This window comes from Candidatus Campylobacter infans (assembly GCF_013416015.1).
GTDB lineage: Bacteria > Campylobacterota > Campylobacteria > Campylobacterales > Campylobacteraceae > Campylobacter > Campylobacter infans.
This window is the reverse complement of the sequence record NZ_CP049075.1, coordinates 763167-781532: the sequence shown is the minus strand read 5'-3', so window position 1 is coordinate 781532 and position 18366 is coordinate 763167. Positions and strand designations below refer to the sequence as shown.

The following is an 18366-nucleotide window of genomic DNA, read 5'->3' as shown; positions in this document are numbered from 1 at the left end:
CTGGCGATTATAGCAAATTTTATTAAAAATTAGTTTAGCTTAAAATTTGGGTTTATAAAATTTTAAATTTAAATGTAAATTTTAAAATTTCAAGCCTTTTTTATGCTTTTATAATCTTGCCAGGTTAAAATACCGATTTTATTTTAAGGATAAATATGAGCTTTTTTATTTTGGCAATTGTTGTGGGGATTGTATTTTACGCGCTTAGCAATGGTTTTAGGCAAGCCCCAGCTGGCGATGCGCACAAGCAAATCACCTTTAATGATGCCAAATTTTTAATAAGCCTGCTAGCTAAAATCGCCAAAGCCGATGGCGAGGTAAAAGCCACTGAGGCTGCTTATATATCGCAAATGCTTGATATTTTAACCTTTGAATTAAACGGACAAAAGCAAACACGAGATGAGCTAAAAAAAATTTACGAACACGCAAAAAACAGCCATCAAAGCGTCTATGAAATAGCCAAAATTTATAAAAATACCCGCAAATTAAACTCCAATGAATGCCAAAGCGTGATTATTTATTTATTAAATTTAGCTTATGCTGACGGCTTTTTTAGCCCAAGCGAAGCAAAGGTAATTGATGATATTTGCAAGGCTTTTAATATAAATGAAAAAATAAAACAAAGCTTATTTTTAAAATTTGAGCAAGAATTTAATGCTTATTTTGGTGCTGGGAGTTTTGATGGCGGTTATCGCAATTATGATGGCTTTAAAAAACAATCCAAACAAAAAAGCAATAACTACTATAAAAACTCCAACTCACAAAACACACAAAACGCCAATCACAGCCAAAAAAACCCTTATGAAATTTTAGAATTACCTAATAACGCAAGCTTTGATGAAGTTAAAAAACAATACAGAAAGCTTGCAAGAAAATACCATCCAGATTTTCTTGGCTTAGATGCTAGCAAGGGCATAATTAACGATGCCACAAAAAAATTACAAGAAATAAATCAAGCTTATGAAACAATTAAACAAAAGGAGAATAAATGAGAGCTTTAATTAGCGTAAGCCATAAAGATGGCGTGGTGGAATTTGCGCGAGGCTTAGCGGATTTGGGCTGGGAGATTTTAAGCACTGGTGGCACTTTTAAAATGTTAAAAGATAACGGGATAGATGCGATTGAAGTTAGCCAATATACCACAAGCCCTGAAATGTTTGATGGCAGGGTTAAAACCTTACACCCGCGCATTCACGGCGGGATTTTATACAGACGCGATTTAGACGCTCACAGAGCCGATGCTAGCAAATATAATATACAAGCCATTGATTTGGTTTGTGTGAATTTATACCCATTTAAAGCCACAATAAATCGCACCGATGATTTTGATGAAATTATAGAAAACATCGATATAGGCGGGCCAGCAATGATTAGAAGTGCTGCTAAAAATCATCAAAGCGTGCTGGTTTTAACAAATCAAGATGATTATGCTCTAACGCTAGAAAAATTACGCCAAAATAGTGTGAATTTAGAATTTCGCAGATATTTAATGATAAAAGCATTCTCACACACAGCAAGCTATGATGCGATGATAGCAAACTATATGAACGAGCGATTTAATGGCGGTTTTGGTGATACAAAATTTATAAGCGGAACTAAGGTTTTTGATGCAAGATATGGAGAAAATCCGCACCAAAAAGGCGCTATTTATGAATTTGATGATTTTTTAAGTAAAAATTTTAAAATTTTAAAAGGCGAACCTAGCTTTAATAATATGACAGATATAAACGCAGCCATTGCCATCGCCACAAGTTTTGGTGATGCGCCTGCTGTGGTGATTTGCAAGCACGCTAATCCTTGCGGGTTTGGCATTAAGAATGATTTAATGCAAAGCTATAAGGCTGCGATGCTATGTGATCCAGTAAGCGCATTTGGTGGCGTTGTGGCCATAAATGGGCGTTTGAGTAAAGAATTAGCCATAGAAATGAAAAAGGTCTTTACCGAGGTGATAATATGCGCAAGTGCCGATGAAGACGCATTAAATGAATACAGCGATAAAAAACGCACTAAAATTTTTACACTAGGCGATGAAAACGGCAAATATCTAGCCAAAATATCGCAAAAATATAATTTTAAAGCCATTTGTGGCGGTTTTGCATATCAACAAGCCGATTTTATAAGCGAAAATGAGGTAGATAATGCAAAATTAGTAAGCCAAAAAGAAGCCAACAAGGCTCAAATAATGGATTTAAAAATTGCTTGGATAATAGCTGGATTAACCAAATCAAACTGCGTAGCTTATGTAAAAGATGCCACGCTTTTAGCAATTGGTATGGGTATGACTAGCCGCGTAGATGCTGCGCGCGCAGCTGTGGCTAAGGCTAAGGATCAAAATATAGATTTAAATGGCTGTGCGCTTGCTAGCGAGGCGTTTTTTCCATTTAGAGATAGCATTGATATAGCAGCGTTGGCTGGGGTTAAAAGCATAATCCAGCCAGGCGGTAGCATAAGAGATGATGAGGTAATCTTGGCTGCTAATGAGCATAACATAGCGATGTATTTTACTGGCATTAGGCATTTTTGGCATTAAAATTTTATAAAAGCTAAAATTGGCATAGTTATAAAAACGGGGCTAGAAATTTTATAATAGAAAAATCGCTACGCCTTAAAGCGCGTTTTAGGCTTTAATTTCTAGCCAAATAAAAAATTTTAAAACGCAAAATAAATTATAAAGATTTTAAGCACAAAGCTAGTAGCAAAGCGCGCTAAGCTAGATGATATGCTCAAAAAATTATTTTAGATTAAAATTTCAAGCATTTTCTTTAAGTCTTTTTATATTTGCGCCAAGGCTGCTTAGCTTTTGCTCTAAGTTTTCATAGCCGCGGTCTAAGTGATAAATGCGGTGGATATTACTAACCCCTCTTGCTGCTAGGGCTGCTATTACTAAGGCTGAGCTTGCGCGCAAATCAGTAGCCATCACATCAGCGCCTTCAAGCTTAGTGCCTGTGATTGTAGCTATATGCGCGTTTAGCTTGATATCTGCGCCCATTCTAGCTAGTTCGCTAGCGTGCATAAAGCGATTTTCAAACAGCCTCTCTTCAATCACACTAGTCCCATCAGCCACGCAAGCTAGTGCCATAAATTGTGCTTGCATATCAGTAGGAAAGCCAGGATATTCTGTGGTGATGATATTTACAGGCTTTAAAGATGAAGCTGGCAACACCTTAATATCGCTGCCCTCGCATTCGCATTTTACGCCCATATCGCTTAATTTATCAAGCACGGCGCGCAAATGCTCTTTTTTGGTATTTTTTAGCGTTATTTGGCTAGCACTAATTGCTGCTGCGCATAAATAAGTGCCAGCTTCTATTCTATCTGGTATTACAGAAATTTGTGGCATTTGTAAAAGCTCGCCATCTGTGCCGGTGATATTTATTTCGCTAGTGCCTATGCCATTAATCTCCACACCACAATCAGCTAAAATTTCACAAATCTGCACCACCTCAGGCTCTTTTGCGGCATTTAAAATGCGCGTTTTACCCCTTGCAAGAGCAGCTGCCATAATGATATTTTCGCTACCTGTTACGGTAATTTTATCAAAAATTATCTCAGCGCCCTTTAATCCATCTTTTGCGCTTGCTGATACATAGCCACCTTGAATGCTAATATGCGCGCCCATTTTTTCAAGCGCGCTAAGATGTAAATCAATCGGCCTTGCACCTATGGCACAGCCACCTGGCAAGCTTACCGCGCACTCTTTAAACCTTGCTAAAAGCGGACCTAGCACTAAAATACTAGCGCGCATTTTTCGCACAATATCATAAGTGGCTTTTGTGGAGTTTATTTCTTGGGTATTTAGGGTTAAAAAATTATTTTTTAACTGGCCTTGTGCGCCAAGATTACACAAAAGCGCAACCAAAGTATTAATATCTACAACATTTGGCACATTTAAAATTTCAACTTCATTTTTAGCTAAAATCGTGCTAGCAATTATCGGTAAAGCCGCATTTTTAGCACCGCTTATGCTAACTTCTCCGCTTAATTTGGCTCCGCCTTGTATTTGTAAAAAATCCATAATTATCCTTTAATTTCATTGTGAAATTTTAAAATTTTAAGTAGTATTAAATCACAAAATAACACTTTAACATAAAATTTTAAAATTTAATTGATTTTAAATTTTAGCTAATCCTTTTAGCTTTTTGTATTCTTGGCAATTTTGTTCTAGCTCATCATTTGAGCCAAAGCCAAGCGCCCTGCCCTGGCTTAAAAATAAAATTTTATTTGCATTTTTAATGCTCGTTTGGCGGTGCGCTATCACAAAGATTATTTTTTCGTGCTTTATGCGCTCTATTACATCGGTTATTATGCGCTCGCTTTCGTTATCTAGCGCACTTGTGGCTTCATCAAAAATTAAAATTTGCGGGTTTGCGTATAAGGCGCGCGCTATTGCGATACGCTGGCGTTGGCCGCCACTAAGATTAGCTCCAAACTCATCAAGCATGGCATAAATTCCGCCCTCCATCGCTCTTACAAAACTATAAGCATCGGCTATTTCAAGTGCTTTTATCACGCGCTCTTCATCAATTTTTCCATTTTGGCTGTATGCGACATTTGCTGCGATTGTATCATTAAAAATATAAATGCGCTGGGTAACTATGCCTATGTGCGCTCTTAGCTCGTTTAGGCTAAAATCTGTAATTTCATTTTGGTTGATTAAAATTTGCCCGCTATTAGCATCAAAAAAGCGCATTAATAAATTTATAATAGTAGTTTTGCCACCGCCACTTTGGCCTATTATAGCAATTATCTCACCGCTATTTGCCCTAAAACTTAATCCATTTAGAACGAAATTTTTATTATCATAGCTAAAATACACATCATTAAACGCGATAGAATAAAGCTTGCTTGGAAATTTTGCCATACCACCTACTATATTTGCATTCATTCCTAAAAGCTCAAAGGTGCGCTCACTAGCAGCTACGGCATCTTGCATTTTATTATACAAGCTACTTACGCGTTTAATCGGCGTATAAAGCATAAAAAGCGCTGTTAAAAATGAAAAAAAGCTTCCAACGCTCATTGTCCCATTTATAACCTCGCTACCGCCTATTATTATCACCACAGCCACGCCAATAGCCCCAAGCGTTTCCATTAGCGGACTAACTAGCTCGCCAGTTCTTACGCTTTTAAGATTTAATCTAAAAAATCTATCATTGTGGGCATTAAAGCGGGTTATTTCTTTATTTTCAGCGTTATTTGCCTTGATTATTTCTATATTTGAAAAAATTTCAGCCAAAGCCGCTGTCATATCGCTGGTTTTTTCCTGGCTTAGTTTTGAAATTTGCTTGATTTTGCGTGCTAAAAGGCTTAGTGGATAAATGGCTGCTGGAAAAATAATAAGCGCAAATAACGCAAGTTTAGGGCTTTGATAAATCACCACGCCTAAAAGCCCAAGAGCTGTTATAAACTCCCTGCCAAGCTCTGGGAGCATACTTGAAACTATGGAGCGAATGCGCTCAATATCGTTTGTGTTGCGACTAATTAGCTCGCCACTTCTATAACGATTAAAAAAGCTCATATCAAGGTAAATTAAATGTGCCAAAAGCTTAGCTCGAAAACGCCTAACAATATCATGCCCGATATAAGCACTAAAATAGCTTTGTAAATAAGTCCCAAGACTTTTGGCAAAATACACCGCAATTATCGCATAAGGCAATAAATATAAAAGTTCTTTATTTTTATCTACAAAAATTTGATCAAGCACAGGCTTAACCAAATACGCACTAGCAGCCGTGCCAGCACTAGCTAAGATCATACCAAAAATCGCCACGCCAAAATGAAAAATATAATCCTTAAAATAAGCCTTAAAACGAAAAAAAGTTTCAATTACGCCTTTCAATTTAATCCTTTTAGCCAAATTTTAAATTAAAATTTATAAAAGCTTTTGCTAGTCTTCATCAGCTAAACTTTGAGTTTGGACGGCTTTGATTTCTGGTATCTTAGCTAAAAATCTGCTTTTGGTTTTATCAAATGTAAAATCTAACACACCAGTTGGGCCGTTGCGATTTTTACCGATGATAATCTCAGCATCTTCTACTTCTTCTGCTTTAAATATATCCTCAGAGTTTATGCTCTTGCCTTCTAATTTGGCTTTTGCGATTTGTTCTTTTGCTTCTTGCTCTTTGTAAAAATCCTTGCGATAAACAAAAATTATTATATCGGCATCTTGTTCTATCGCGCCTGATTCTCTTAAATCAGAAAGCATAGGGCGTTTATTTGCCCTACTTTCTAAGCTACGATTTAGCTGAGATAGCGCAATTATTGGTATTTGAAGTTCGCGCGCTAAGAGCTTTAACTGCCTTGAAATATCCGCAATTTGTAAATGCCTCTCGCCAAAACTTGATGAGTTTGTCATAAGCCCGATATAATCAATCACGCAAAGTTTTATATTTGCGTTTTTTTGTAATAACCTGCGTAACTGCGCGCGCACCATATGCACGGTTAGATTACCACTATCATAAATATATAAATCAGAATTTGCGATTTCATCGGCTGTTTGGCTTAGGGTTTCTAAATTATCATCATTTAAGTTTGCTTTCATAATATCGCCAAGATTTATTGAGGTGTATGAGCTAAATAATCTAAACATTAATTGCACCGCTGGCATTTCAAGGCTAAAAAATATCACGCCTTGCTTGCTTTTTAGCACTCTTTCTACTATATTTAGCGCAAAGGTTGTTTTTCCCATACCTGGCCTTGCTGCAATTATAATAAAATCGCCATTTTTTAGCCCTTGGATTTTATCATCTAGCTCTGTAAAACCGCTAGAAATACCAATTAAACCTCTGCCCTCTTCTTTTAAACGCTTTATGGTTTCTAAGGCTTGGCTTGTGGCTTCTTTGGCATCTTTTAAGCCAGCTTGCTTTTCATTTGTGAGATTAAAAATATCAGCACTAATCTTATCAATGGCATCTTTAATGGCTAATTCATTTATGGTTTGTGGCACAGATGAAGCAATGGCTAATAAAGCGCGCTTATTTGATAGCTCTTTTAGCATAAGGGCGTATTTTTGCGCATCTATCATACCGCTACTTGCTAGCACGGCATCTAATGCTTCTTTGTTAAATTTTTCTTTTAACTCGCTAGCTAGAAAAATTTCATCTATTGGGTTTTGCTTATTAAATAAAGCAAGCATAGCCCAAAAAATATCGCCATTTTGTCTAAAATAAAAATCCTCAGGGCGTAAAATATCAGCCAAATCGCTAAGGGTGTCGTTATTATAAAAAACACTTGCTAAAATTGAAATTTCAATATCATAAGAGTAGGTATTGTCTTGCATTTATTACCTTTTCATTTAATTTAAAATAAATTTAAAATTTTAATTTCTTTACGCCTTGCGAGCTTTAACCTCTTCTTCAATCTCAATCAAAAAACGCTCAATCAATTCATCTTGGGCTAATCTTGCCACAATCTCGCCATGCTTTATTATCATACCATTTTCTTTACCAAAAGCAATTGCAATATCAGCGCCTTTTGCCTCGCCTAGGGCATTTACAATGCAGCCCATTACGCTTATATTTAATGGCTCTTTTATATTTTTAGTGTGCTCTTCTACGATTTTAACAGCTTTTACTAAATCGCTTTGTAATCTGCCACAAGTTGGGCAAGAAATTATATTTACACCGCTTTTTTGGCGACCGCTGTCTTGTAAGATGGCTCTTGCTACTTTTATTTCTTCTTCAAGTTCGCCTGTAATGCTAACTCTCATTGTATCGCCAATACCCTCTAATAAAAGCGTCCCAAGAGCAATGGCGCTTTTAATGCTAGCGTGAAATTTCGTGCCAGCTTCTGTAAGCCCTAAATGAAAAGGATATTTCACAAGCGGGCGTAATTGCCTATAAGCTTTAACGGTAGTAGGCACATCGCTAGCTTTTAAGCTTATGGCAATATCGCTAAAATCAAAATCTTCAAGCAAAGAAACATTATAAAGCGCACTTTGAATCATTGCTTCTGGCGTGCGCCCATAACGCTCTTCAAATTGTTTTTCTAAGCTACCACAATTTACGCCTATTCTTATTGGTAAATTTCTTTTTTTACAAGCATCAACTACTGCTTTAATATGCGCCTTACCGCCGATATTACCTGGATTTATGCGAATAGCATCGACAAAATCCGCCACAGCCACAGCATAGGTGAAGTTAAAATGAATATCAGCAATTATTGGCAAAGGGCTTTGCTTTTTAATCTCGCAAAGCCCTGTTATATCTTCTTTATTAAACACCGCACAACGCACCAAATCAGCCCCAGCAAAATACAAACGATTTATTTGCTCTAAGGTGCTTTTTACATCGCGCGTTTTTGAATAAGTCATACTTTGAACGCTTATTGGCGCATCGCCGCCTATTAAAACTCCGCCCACATTTATTTGTTTGGTTTTATATCTCATTTTTTTTCTTTTATTTATAGATTTAATTTAAAATTTGTATAAATTATTTTACATAAAAAACTCTATCGGCGATCTCTACTGGGCCGATTATTTCTTTATTATTTATATTTGAATCAAATAAATTGATTAAATCCGGTCTTAAATAATAAAACTGGGCTTTTAGATTTATTAAAAAGGTGTTTTGTGGGAGATTTAATTCAAACTCGCGCGCTTCTTGTGGGGCTAAGCGGTTATCATCTTTTAATTCATCAGCATAATATTGCAAAGCTGGCTCGCCATTATAAGAGTATTGCGTTCCTATATCAAAGCTATGCTCGCCAAGGATATTTGCGTTTTGATCTTTGTAATAAACTTTTATGCGAATCATACGCGAACCAAAGCCTGTTGGGATCATATGCGATGAGTTATTTATAATTTCTAAAATTTGTTTTGCTTTTTTATATCTAAATAAAATACCAAATTTTAATTGGCGAATATCATGAGCGCCATTAAATAAATGCTGGCGGACATAGCGCACGCGTATTTCATCATCATAAGATGAATTGATGGTTTCGTATCTTTCGCTCATATGGCATTCTACGCAAGATTTTTCATTACTTATCATTTCGCCACCAGTTGAATAAGCAGACATAGGATTTGGCTTGCCGTTTTTATCGCTTGCGCCTATGCCATCGTGGCAAACCAAGCATAATTGATCGCTATCTATAAAAAAATCTCTTTGTTGGTTATCGTGGTAGTCATCTTTTATCGCATCTTGGTATGGGCCTACTATGATTTTATTGCTATCATCTAAAAGCTCTACTTCGTAGTTGCCCAAATTACCGCCTTGTTTTATTTTGTCTATCCTATGGCAATAAGCACAGCCAACGCCACTTAAATCGCTTTTATGATGTATTTGCTCGTCTATATTTTGAGTTTTAGCAGTTTTTAGGCCAAAAATTTTACTTATTTTATAATCTTCATCGATTTTTTTGATTTTTATGCCAGGATTGTGGCAAGTAGAGCATTCAACTAGCACTTCTTCTTTTGATTTTATGGTTTTTTTAGCTACTAAATCAATGCTAGCTTTATAAAGCGGATTTGCGTTTTCATGGCTTTTTGCGTGAAAACTTTTTTCCCAATATTTAGTTTGATCGCGGTGGCAAGATTGGCATTTATTTGGTTCAAGCCAAGTGGTATCGTGCATGGTAGGATTTTTATTTACTGCGTTTGATTCTTTTTGTGTGGTGTTATTGCCATTTAATTTAGCATTCATATATATTTCATATAAATCTATGCCAAAGCAAAATGATAAAAACGCAGCAAAAATACAAAAAAAACGCATATTACTCCCAAATTTTAAAAAAAAAGTTTGGGATTATAGCTAATTTAAAGCTTATAAAAGATAAAATCCGCAATTTTATTTTCTTTTAAGGACAAAATTATGTCAAAAAGTTTCATCACAGGTTTTGCGCGCATAGGCGAACAAAGAGAGTTAAAATTTGCCCTAGAAAGCTACTGGGCAAATAAAAGTGATTTTAACGCAGTAAAAAGCGTGGCCGAGCAATTAAGAATTAGGCATTTAAATTATCAAAAAAATGCCGGAATTGATTATATTAGCGTTGGTGATTTTTCGTATTATGATATTATGCTTGATCACTGCATAGCCTTTGGAGCTATTCCTAAAAGATTTAGCGGGCTTAGTGGCGAAGAGCTTTATTTTTCAATGGCTCGTGGCAATAAAAACGCTGTGGCAATGGAAATGACAAAATGGTTTAACACCAATTATCACTACATCGTCCCAGAGCTTAGCAAAGATACAAAATTTAGCCTAGATTCTAGCAAATACGAAGCAGAATACAAAGAAGCAAAGACCCTAGGCATAAAACCTAAAATCAATCTAATAGGACCTTTTACTTATTTAGCACTTTCTAAAACCACAGATAATAGCGATGCTTTTAGTTTGCTTGATAGCTTGGTTAGCGTGTATTGCGAGCTTGTAGCTAAACTTAGCAAGCTTGATGACGAGGTGGTAATTGAACTTGATGAACCAATTTTTGTAACAGATAAAGCACTTTTATTAGTTGATAAATTAAAAAGCGTGTATGATAAAATTTGTGCTAGCGCAAATAACGCTAAAATAATCTTTATGACCTTTTTTGAGCACGCAAATGAAGCTGTAAAAGAAATAGTAAAAACTCCCGTTTGGGCTGTTGGGCTTGATGCTGTGCATAACACATCTTGCCACGGAGGGAGCATAAAAGCCATAAATGAAAGTGGCAAGGTGCTTTTTGCAGGGCTAATAAATGGGCGCAATATCTGGATAGCCGATCTTCAAGCCCTTAGCCAAAAAATCGAGCATTTAGCAGAAAAAATTCCAAACGAACGCTTATATATTGGCACTTCTTGCTCATTACTTCATGTGCCTTATAGCCTAAAATACGAAACTGATTTGAAAATAAAACAATGGCTAAGTTATGGAGTTGAAAAATTAGATGAAGTAGCGATTTTAACGGCTATTGCAAATAAAGCCACATTAAGCTCAAAACAAATAGAATTATTAAATGCTAACAAACAAGCCATAGCCGCAAGAAAAAGCTCAGAGCTAATAAACGATGAAGCCGTAAAAGCGCGCGTTAAATCTCTAACCACATTCGAGCGTCAAACGCCTTATAGCGAGCGCATTAAGGCTCAGCATAATGAGTTTAATCTGCCAGTATTACCAACTACTACCATAGGCTCTTTCCCACAAACCCCAGAGCTTCGCGCTACTAGAAATGCCTTTAAAAAAGGCGAGATTAGCCAAGATGAATACGAAGCAAAAATTAAAATTTATATAGATGAATGCGTGAAATTTCAAGAAGAAATTGATTTAGATGTGCTAGTTCATGGAGAGCCTGAGAGAAATGATATGGTTGAGTATTTTGGCGAGCAGTTAAAAGGCTATGCGTTTTCTAAAAATGGCTGGGTTCAAAGCTATGGCTCTCGTTGCGTTAAGCCACCGCTTTTATTTGGTGATGTTAGCCGCCCACAAGCTATGACCCTAAAATGGATAAGCTACGCTCAAAGCAAAACAAAACGCATTATGAAAGGTATGCTAACAGGACCTATTACTATAATGAATTGGAGTTTTGTGCGCGATGATTTAAGCAGAGCAGATATTGCAAAACAATTAGCCCTTTGCATTTATGATGAAATAAACGACTTACAAAACGCAGGTATTAAAATAATCCAAGTAGATGAAGCCGCATTTAAAGAGGGTTATCCTTTGCGTAAAGAAAACATCAGTGCGTATGAAAAATTTGCCGTTGATTGCTTTAAGCTAAGTGTGAGTTGTGCTAATGCTAGCACGCAAATCCACACGCATATGTGCTATTCTGAGTTTAATGATATTATAAAAACCATAGAGGCTATGGACGCTGATGTAATCAGCATAGAAACAGCAAGAAGTGGTAATGAATTGCTTAAAATTTTTAAATCAGTTGGCTATAAGCAAGAAGTAGGCCCTGGCGTTTATGATATTCACAGCCCGCGTGTGCCAAGCGTTGATGAGATTAAAACGCAAATTAGCGCCTTGCTTGAAGTATTACCAAAAGAGCAATTATGGATAAATCCAGATTGTGGGCTAAAAACAAGAAAATGGGACGAGGTAAAACCAAGTCTTAAAAATATGTGCGATGCTGTAAAGGCGTTTAGATAAGCCAGATTTGCCGTTTTTAAATTAAAATTTAAAGACGGCAAGGCTTGAAATTTTAAATTTATTAAAATTTCAAAGCAAATTTTAATAACTTTACAATTTAAAACAGGCAAAAATGAAAAAGTTTATAATTTTATTATTTATTAGTTTGGGCATTGGGGCTGATGATTTTAAAGAAGCGGTCAATGCGTATAAAAATCATAATTACACAAGGGCTAGCGAACTATTTAAAATAGCTTGTGATAATAACGACACGCAAGCTTGCGCCGTGCTAGGCTCGATGTATTATGATGGCACAGGAATAGCACAAGATTATGAGCAAGCTAGGCAATTACACCAAAAAGCTTGCGATGGCAAAAATGCTAGGGCTTGCGCTAAATTAGGGCTTTTGTATTATGAGGGCAAGGGCGTAGCAAAAGATTATAAAATGGCAAGCACGCTATATCAAAAAGCTTGCGATTATAAAGACGCTAAGGCTTGCGGTATGCTTGGATTTTTGTATTACAATGGTAGCGGTGTAAAGCAAAATAATACAAAAGCTAAACAATATATAAAAAAATCTTGCGATTTTGGCGATAAAAAAGGTTGCGATGCTTATAAACTACTAAATAAAGCCGATGATTTTAAAGAAGCAATGAGATCTTATGATGAAGGCGATGATAAAAAATCAACGCAATTATTAAGCAAGGCTTGCGATGATGGCAGCATTAGCTCTTGTGCCTTGCTTGGTAATATGTATTTTGATGGCAAAAACATAGAACAAAACTACCAAGAAGCTATAAAATTACACCAAAAGGCTTGCGATGGTGGGATTTGGCTATCTTGTTATAGCTTGGGACTTTGGCATTATGAAGGCGAGCAAATACCTAAGGATTTAAACAAAACAAATACCTTTTACACAAAAGCTTGCGATGGCAAGATCGCAAAAGCTTGCCATAATCTTGGAGAGCTTTATTTAAAAGGCTTAGGCATTAAAGCAAACACCATAAAAGCAAATGAACTTTTTACAATGGCTTGCGATGAAGGATTAAGTCAATCTTGCTATGAAAGCGGGCGTTTATATGAAAAAGAGCAAAATTACTCTCAGGCTAGAAAATTTTATTCAAAAGCTTGCGATGATGATATAGCTATGGCTTGTAAGCATCTTGGGTATTTATATGCTAAGGGTCTTGGCATAGAAAAAAACTACAAAAAAGCCGCAAAATTATACGCCCAAGCTTGCAATCAAGGCGATGGCAATGCTTGTAATTATTTAGGGTTTTTGTATTATAGTGGCAATGGCGTAGAGCAAAGCTATTACAAAGCTAAAAATTTATGGCAAAAAGCCTGCGATGATGAAATAGCAATGGGTTGCTATAATCTTGGTAATTTATATAATGACGGCAAGGGCGTAGCAAAAGATTACATAAAAGCTAGCGAGCTTTTTAGCATAGCTTGTGATAAGGGCGCTGCAATGGGTTGTCATAATCTTGGCGCGATGCATTATACGGGCAATGGCATAAGCCAAGATAATGAATTAGCAAAAGAATATTTTAACAAAGCTTGTGAGCTGGGTTATCAAAATGCTTGTAAGCTGTATAAAAAATTAAATTAAAATTTTAATGAATTATAAAGAAAGAAAATGTTAAGGCAAAAAATAAAGGCAAATAGCGCTGGCATAATACTCTACGGGCTTACGCCTCCACGCATTGGCACTGATTTTAGCAAATGCGAGCAAATCGCCAAAACCCAGCTTGAAAGATTAGAAAATAGCGGTATAGACGGGCTTGTGATTTATGATTTACAAGATGAAAGTAACCGCAACCAAAATGAGCGCACTTTTGCTTTTAAAGATACAATCCCGCCTGAAATTTACCATAAAAATTATCTTAAAAACGCCTACAATGCCGTAATTTATAAGGCTGTAAGCAAATATAATTCAAATGATTTAAAAGAATTTTTACAAAATAATAATGACTTAATCAGCGTTTTTGTAGGCGTAAGTAGCAAAAAAGACATACCAAAAACCAAGCTAAGCGATGCTTATAAAATAAAAGCACAAGTAGCTCCAAATATCATCTTAGGCGGGATTTGCATACCTGAGCGGCATATTAAAAAAGGCGATGAAGATGAGCGAGTGGCTCATAAAATCGCACAAGGTTGCGAGTTTTTCATAACCCAAGCCGTTTATAACCCTAAAAATGCCATAAAATTTTTAGATGATTATTCTTATTTATGCGCTTATGAAAATGTCCCGCGAGTGCCGATTATCTTTACATTTACGCCTTGTGGGGATTTAGCTACGCTTAGCTTTATGCGCTGGCTTGGCATTGATGTGCCACTAAGCTTTCAAGCAGCACTAAATGCTAGCTCAAACCCGCTTGAAATGTCCATACAAACAAGCTTACAAAGCTTTAAACTTTTATATGATACAGGCAAAAAACTAGGCCTTAGCGTAGGCGCAAATATCGAAAGCATATCAGCCAAAAAAAGCGAAATAGACGCAAGCATCAGGCTTTTAGCTTTAATTAAAAATCAAGTTTTGTGATAATTAAAATTTTAAATTAAGCGCGCTCATTTTTTTAATTAGCAAGCGCAAATACATTAAGGCTAAATTTTAAAATTTTAAATGCCAATAAATTTTTTAATTTCTTTATGGAGCGCGTTTTTATCGCTATTTGCATTTAATGCGATGTGTGGGAGTTTTAAATTTTGTAAGATTGTTTGCATATGATTTTGCACGCTTAATAAATAATTTATCCCGCGCGCTTCGATATTATCGCTTGTGCCACGCTTTTTAAGCCTTGTTTTTAGCAGTGCTTCATCGGCTAAAAGTAGCACAAATTTCGCATCAAAATCGCCCTGTAAAGCAAAATTATTAAAAGCAATTAGCTCGTTAATATCGTAATTTTCGTGGCTTGCCATAGCATAAGCCAAACCAGAAACAAAACTTCTATCGCTTAAAATTAGCTTATGTTTATTTACCTTTATGATTTTTTCATAATGCTCAGCGCGGTCAGCCAAAAATAAAAAAATCTCCGCCCTTGAACTAGGATGCGCACCAAAAATCAACTCCCGCAAACTTTTGCCTAATTTTGTCCCGCCAGGCTCGCAAGTTTTTACGCACTCTAAATCATTAAATAGCGATATTTGCGTGCTTTTGCCAACGCCGTCAATCCCTTCAAAATACACTAGCATTTTAATCCTTAACCTTAAAATTTACCAGCCAAATCAGCACTAATCGCCTCATACACGCTTTTTGGCACTAATTTTGAGATATCTCCGCCATGGTGTAAAATCGAGCGCACTATCGAGCTTGAAATAAAGGCATTTTTAAGACTTGGCATAAAATAAATTGTTTCAAAATCTTCTTTTAACACGGCATTTGCATAGCCAATTTGTAACTCATACTCAAAGTCGCTAACCGCTCTAAGCCCGCGTATAACGATATTTGAGCCTTGCGATGCTGTAAAATCCACAAGCAAATTATCAAAACCCATAACACTTACACCTTTTATTTCTTCTGTGGCGATTTTAACTAGCTCTATGCGCCTTTCGTATGAAAAATACGGCGTTTTGCTCTCATTTAATGCCACAGCCACCACAACCTCGCTAAAAACCTTGCTAGCGCGCCTAATTACATCAATATGTCCGTTTGTAATAGGATCAAAAGTCCCAGGATAAATACATTTCACCTTAATCCTTTGTTTAAATTAAATAAGCAAATTTTATTCTATAATCGCCCTATTTTTACTAAGTATCCTAGCCTTATAGCGCGCATTATTTGCTTTTATTTCTATGCTTTGATTTATATCGCCATCTTCACAAGCTACACCACTAAACTCTAAAAACACGCCACCATCGCTCATTTCAAGCACTAGCACATCGCCTTTTTTCACATCTTTTGCCCTTGTAAAAACGCGCTCTTTTAATAATTCGCCCTTTTTTATGCTTGCTTTGCTAATTAAGCCAAGTGGCTCATCAAAAAGCAAATCAGGTTGATATTTTTCAATGCTGACATTTTCTTGTGTAAAATCCATTTTGTTTATGGTTTGAGCGCGCTTGATATCTCTTGTGGCGATAAAAACGCTTATGCTCGCATCAAGCTCAAAGCCAAAAAGTATAGTTCTTGTTTTATTTTTGGAATCTATAAAATTTGCTCTTGCCTTAGCGCCTAATGGGCGTAAATTTAAAATTTGCACGCTTTTAAGGCTAAAATTTTGATAATCCAAGGGCAAATTTTGAGGGGTTGAAATTTCAATATTATGTATTGTGAGATTAGGAATTTTAGCGTTTAATTCGTTACTTAAAGCTTCTTTTAAAGTTATAGAAAATGCTGTTGAAAATAAAAAAATAAGTAAAAAAATGGAGCGGGAAACGAGAGTCGAACTCGCGACCCCAACCATGGCAAGGTTGTGCTCTACCACTGAGCTATTCCCGCAAGTAAAAATGAGCCGAAATTGTAGCAAAATATTTTCTCCGTGTCAATAGTTTTTTAAAATTTATAAATTTTTATTTTAGAGTTTGCTTCAAGCACGCTTATACCATCATTTGCTATGCTAAAAGCATTGGATTTTATTAAAGGCAAAATTTGCGAAGGGCTAAATTTACCATCATTGTAAGGGCTAAAAACGCCATCTTTAACGCTACCAATTATTAAATTATCTCGCCCGCTTTTAAAATGCAAGGTGCTTTTAAGTGTAGCATTTTGCGTTTTAGCCAAGGGATTTTTATAGCCCAAAAAATGCCTAATAAGCGTTAAAAGCACAAAATAACAAGCCACAAAACAAGAAAGCGGATTGCCAGGGCTTACTAGCACAAATTTTTCATCTTTTTTAAATAATTTTGTAGGCGATGCGGGGCGAAAAGCAATGCTATTAAATAAAGCCTCAAAACCAAGCTCACCAAGCACGCTAGCCATATAATCAGCATCGCCCTTGCTAGCACCACCGCTTGTAATGACAATATCTGCGCTATTTAAGGCGTGTTGTAAGGTCTGGCTTATGCTTGATTTATTATCTTTTATAATGCCTAAATAATTTGCGCCATAATGATTGCTAGCAAGCAACGATAAAATCGCGCTTGCGTTAGAATTATAAATTTGCTTATTGCTTGCAACTTCCCCTGGTTCTTTTATCTCGCTACCAGTGCAAAAAACGCAAAGCCTAGGCTTAGCAAATACCGAAATTTCCGCTATCCCCTGCGCTGCTAGCATAGTAATTGCGCTAGGATTTAAAATTTGCCCTGCCCTAAAAAGCAACTCACCCTTTTTTAGCTCTTCGCCCCTAAGCTTTAAGGCATTGCCCTTTTTAATATCGCCAGGGATTAGCAATTCGCCATTTTCATTAAAATTTGCGTGTTCTATGGCCACTAAGGTATCACAACCCTCAGCAAATGGCGCGCCTGTCATTGTTTTATAACACTCGCCTTTTGAAATTTTATATTCATTCATATCGCCTGCTAGCACGCTAGCGCACACCTTTAATGGAATATTTTTATCATCATAAGCAAAAGCATAGCCATCAAGGGCCGAATTATCAAAGCTGGGCAAATCCCTAAGCGCGTATATATCGCTAGCAAAAACATAACCCAAGGCATCAAACAAGCCTACATTTACGCGCTGTCTTTTAATTTCAATCTCGCAAATTAGTTTTAAAATTTCATCTAAACCCATTAAAATCGCTCCACATTGGTATTTAGGCGTTTTTTGCGGTATTTTAATACATAAAATGCGCTCAAAACTATCACAAAGCACGCTAAAATCATTATTATAATATGTAAATATTCATCAATTAGCTCTTTATTTTCACCAAGAACATACCCAAGCCCAAGCAAAATCGCCACCCAAATACTAGCACCCAAGCTAGTAAATAGGCAAAATCGCCATATATTCATCTTTGCAAGCCCTGCTGGCAGGCTAATGTATTGTCTAATGCCAGGCAATAATCTACAATTAAAAGTAGAAATTTCGCCGTGTTTATTAAAAAACGCTTCAAATTTTTGCATTTTTTGCTCATTAATGCCAACAAAATGGCCATAGCGCACAATTAATTCTCTGCCAAAAAAATAACACAAATAATAATTAAACACCGCTCCTAAAAGCGAGCCAAAAACACCGCAAATAAAGGCTAAAATAATATTCATTTGGCCTTGCTGTGCCAAATATCCAGCTGGTATCATCACAACCTCGCTAGGAAATGGAAAAAAACTACTTTCTAATGCCATCAAAAACACTATCCCAGCATATCCCCAAGACGCCACTAAATCCACCAAAAAATTTATCAAATCTTGCATTTTATCTCCAAAAGATGGCGATTATATCAAA

The 18366-nt window shown here is 36.3% G+C and carries 15 protein-coding genes and 1 tRNA gene; 5 read left to right on the top strand and 11 right to left on the bottom strand.

Annotation, left to right across the window (positions count from 1 at the left end):
- Positions 1-155: 155 nt before the first annotated feature.
- A complete protein-coding gene (locus tag CINF_RS04035) occupies positions 156-992 on the top strand; it encodes a TerB family tellurite resistance protein (RefSeq protein WP_178696459.1) in 837 nt (278 codons plus the stop codon).
- Positions 989-2530 (top strand): bifunctional phosphoribosylaminoimidazolecarboxamide formyltransferase/IMP cyclohydrolase, encoded by a 1542-nt coding sequence (purH, locus tag CINF_RS04030; RefSeq protein ID WP_179975833.1) that lies wholly within the window; start codon positions 989-991, stop codon positions 2528-2530. The genes CINF_RS04035 and purH overlap by 4 nt, the downstream gene beginning before the upstream one ends.
- A gap of 219 nt (positions 2531-2749) precedes the next feature.
- Here purH and murA read toward each other — a convergent pair whose 3' ends face one another.
- The 5 genes from murA to CINF_RS04005 all read right to left on the bottom strand — a co-directional run bounded on the left by murA (position 2750) and on the right by CINF_RS04005 (position 9710).
- The gene (murA, locus tag CINF_RS04025) at positions 2750-4015 is read right to left on the bottom strand and encodes a UDP-N-acetylglucosamine 1-carboxyvinyltransferase (RefSeq protein WP_178696456.1); all 1266 of its coding nucleotides are present in this window, start codon (positions 4013-4015) and stop codon (positions 2750-2752) included.
- A gap of 96 nt (positions 4016-4111) precedes the next feature.
- Positions 4112-5845: an ABC transporter ATP-binding protein gene (locus CINF_RS04020; protein ID WP_420808772.1), complete on the bottom strand. Its 1734-nt coding sequence runs from the start codon at positions 5843-5845 to the stop codon at positions 4112-4114.
- Positions 5846-5887: 42 nt separating this feature from the next.
- Positions 5888-7279 carry a replicative DNA helicase gene (dnaB, locus tag CINF_RS04015; protein ID WP_178696454.1) on the bottom strand — a complete coding sequence of 464 codons (1392 nt, stop codon included), beginning with the start codon at positions 7277-7279 and terminating at the stop codon, positions 5888-5890.
- A 48-nt stretch (positions 7280-7327) separates the two neighbouring features.
- Positions 7328-8404, bottom strand: coding sequence for a flavodoxin-dependent (E)-4-hydroxy-3-methylbut-2-enyl-diphosphate synthase (ispG, locus tag CINF_RS04010; protein WP_275690519.1), 1077 nt, complete (start codon positions 8402-8404; stop codon positions 7328-7330).
- A 25-nt stretch (positions 8405-8429) separates the two neighbouring features.
- Positions 8430-9710, bottom strand: coding sequence for a multiheme c-type cytochrome (locus tag CINF_RS04005; RefSeq protein ID WP_179975830.1), 1281 nt, complete (start codon positions 9708-9710; stop codon positions 8430-8432).
- 99 nt (positions 9711-9809) lie between these two features.
- On the opposite strand from CINF_RS04005, the gene metE reads away from it, so the two are divergent.
- The 3 genes from metE to CINF_RS03990 all read left to right on the top strand — a co-directional run bounded on the left by metE (position 9810) and on the right by CINF_RS03990 (position 14589).
- Complete coding sequence (gene metE / locus CINF_RS04000; RefSeq protein WP_179975829.1) at positions 9810-12065, top strand: 5-methyltetrahydropteroyltriglutamate--homocysteine S-methyltransferase; 2256 nt, start codon at positions 9810-9812, stop codon at positions 12063-12065.
- Positions 12066-12177: 112 nt separating this feature from the next.
- The gene (locus CINF_RS03995) at positions 12178-13656 is read left to right on the top strand and encodes a tetratricopeptide repeat protein (RefSeq protein WP_178696450.1); all 1479 of its coding nucleotides are present in this window, start codon (positions 12178-12180) and stop codon (positions 13654-13656) included.
- A 27-nt stretch (positions 13657-13683) separates the two neighbouring features.
- Positions 13684-14589: a methylenetetrahydrofolate reductase gene (locus CINF_RS03990; RefSeq protein ID WP_178696449.1), complete on the top strand. Its 906-nt coding sequence runs from the start codon at positions 13684-13686 to the stop codon at positions 14587-14589.
- A gap of 77 nt (positions 14590-14666) precedes the next feature.
- Here CINF_RS03990 and tmk read toward each other — a convergent pair whose 3' ends face one another.
- The 6 genes from tmk to CINF_RS03960 form a co-directional block, all read right to left on the bottom strand.
- Complete coding sequence (tmk, locus tag CINF_RS03985) at positions 14667-15239, bottom strand: dTMP kinase (protein WP_179975828.1); 573 nt, start codon at positions 15237-15239, stop codon at positions 14667-14669.
- 14 nt (positions 15240-15253) lie between these two features.
- Complete coding sequence (gene coaD / locus CINF_RS03980) at positions 15254-15742, bottom strand: pantetheine-phosphate adenylyltransferase (RefSeq protein WP_179975935.1); 489 nt, start codon at positions 15740-15742, stop codon at positions 15254-15256.
- Positions 15743-15769: 27 nt separating this feature from the next.
- Positions 15770-16243 (bottom strand): flagellar basal body P-ring formation chaperone FlgA, encoded by a 474-nt coding sequence (gene flgA / locus CINF_RS03975; protein ID WP_179975827.1) that lies wholly within the window; start codon positions 16241-16243, stop codon positions 15770-15772.
- A 164-nt stretch (positions 16244-16407) separates the two neighbouring features.
- Positions 16408-16482: transfer RNA gene (locus tag CINF_RS03970), tRNA-Gly, on the bottom strand.
- A gap of 54 nt (positions 16483-16536) precedes the next feature.
- Positions 16537-17715, bottom strand: a complete 1179-nt coding sequence (locus tag CINF_RS03965) for a molybdopterin molybdotransferase MoeA (RefSeq protein WP_179975826.1) — start codon at positions 17713-17715, stop codon at positions 16537-16539.
- Positions 17715-18335, bottom strand: coding sequence for a DedA family protein (locus tag CINF_RS03960; RefSeq protein ID WP_179975825.1), 621 nt, complete (start codon positions 18333-18335; stop codon positions 17715-17717). Before CINF_RS03960 ends, CINF_RS03965 begins: the two co-directional genes overlap by 1 nt.
- Between the last annotated feature and the right edge of the window lie 31 nt (positions 18336-18366).

Coding starts and splice junctions, on each gene's coding strand:
- CINF_RS03995 (WP_178696450.1), top strand. CDS start 12,178: ATGAAAAAGTTTATAATTTTATTATTTATTAGTTTGGGCATTGGGGCT.
- CINF_RS04005 (WP_179975830.1), bottom strand. CDS start 9,710: ATGCGTTTTTTTTGTATTTTTGCTGCGTTTTTATCATTTTGCTTTGGC.
- tmk (WP_179975828.1), bottom strand. CDS start 15,239: ATGCTAGTGTATTTTGAAGGGATTGACGGCGTTGGCAAAAGCACGCAA.
- CINF_RS03990 (WP_178696449.1), top strand. CDS start 13,684: ATGTTAAGGCAAAAAATAAAGGCAAATAGCGCTGGCATAATACTCTAC.
- CINF_RS04035 (WP_178696459.1), top strand. CDS start 156: ATGAGCTTTTTTATTTTGGCAATTGTTGTGGGGATTGTATTTTACGCG.
- CINF_RS03960 (WP_179975825.1), bottom strand. CDS start 18,335: ATGCAAGATTTGATAAATTTTTTGGTGGATTTAGTGGCGTCTTGGGGA.
- metE (WP_179975829.1), top strand. CDS start 9,810: ATGTCAAAAAGTTTCATCACAGGTTTTGCGCGCATAGGCGAACAAAGA.
- purH (WP_179975833.1), top strand. CDS start 989: ATGAGAGCTTTAATTAGCGTAAGCCATAAAGATGGCGTGGTGGAATTT.
- CINF_RS03965 (WP_179975826.1), bottom strand. CDS start 17,715: ATGGGTTTAGATGAAATTTTAAAACTAATTTGCGAGATTGAAATTAAA.
- murA (WP_178696456.1), bottom strand. CDS start 4,015: ATGGATTTTTTACAAATACAAGGCGGAGCCAAATTAAGCGGAGAAGTT.
- dnaB (WP_178696454.1), bottom strand. CDS start 7,279: ATGCAAGACAATACCTACTCTTATGATATTGAAATTTCAATTTTAGCA.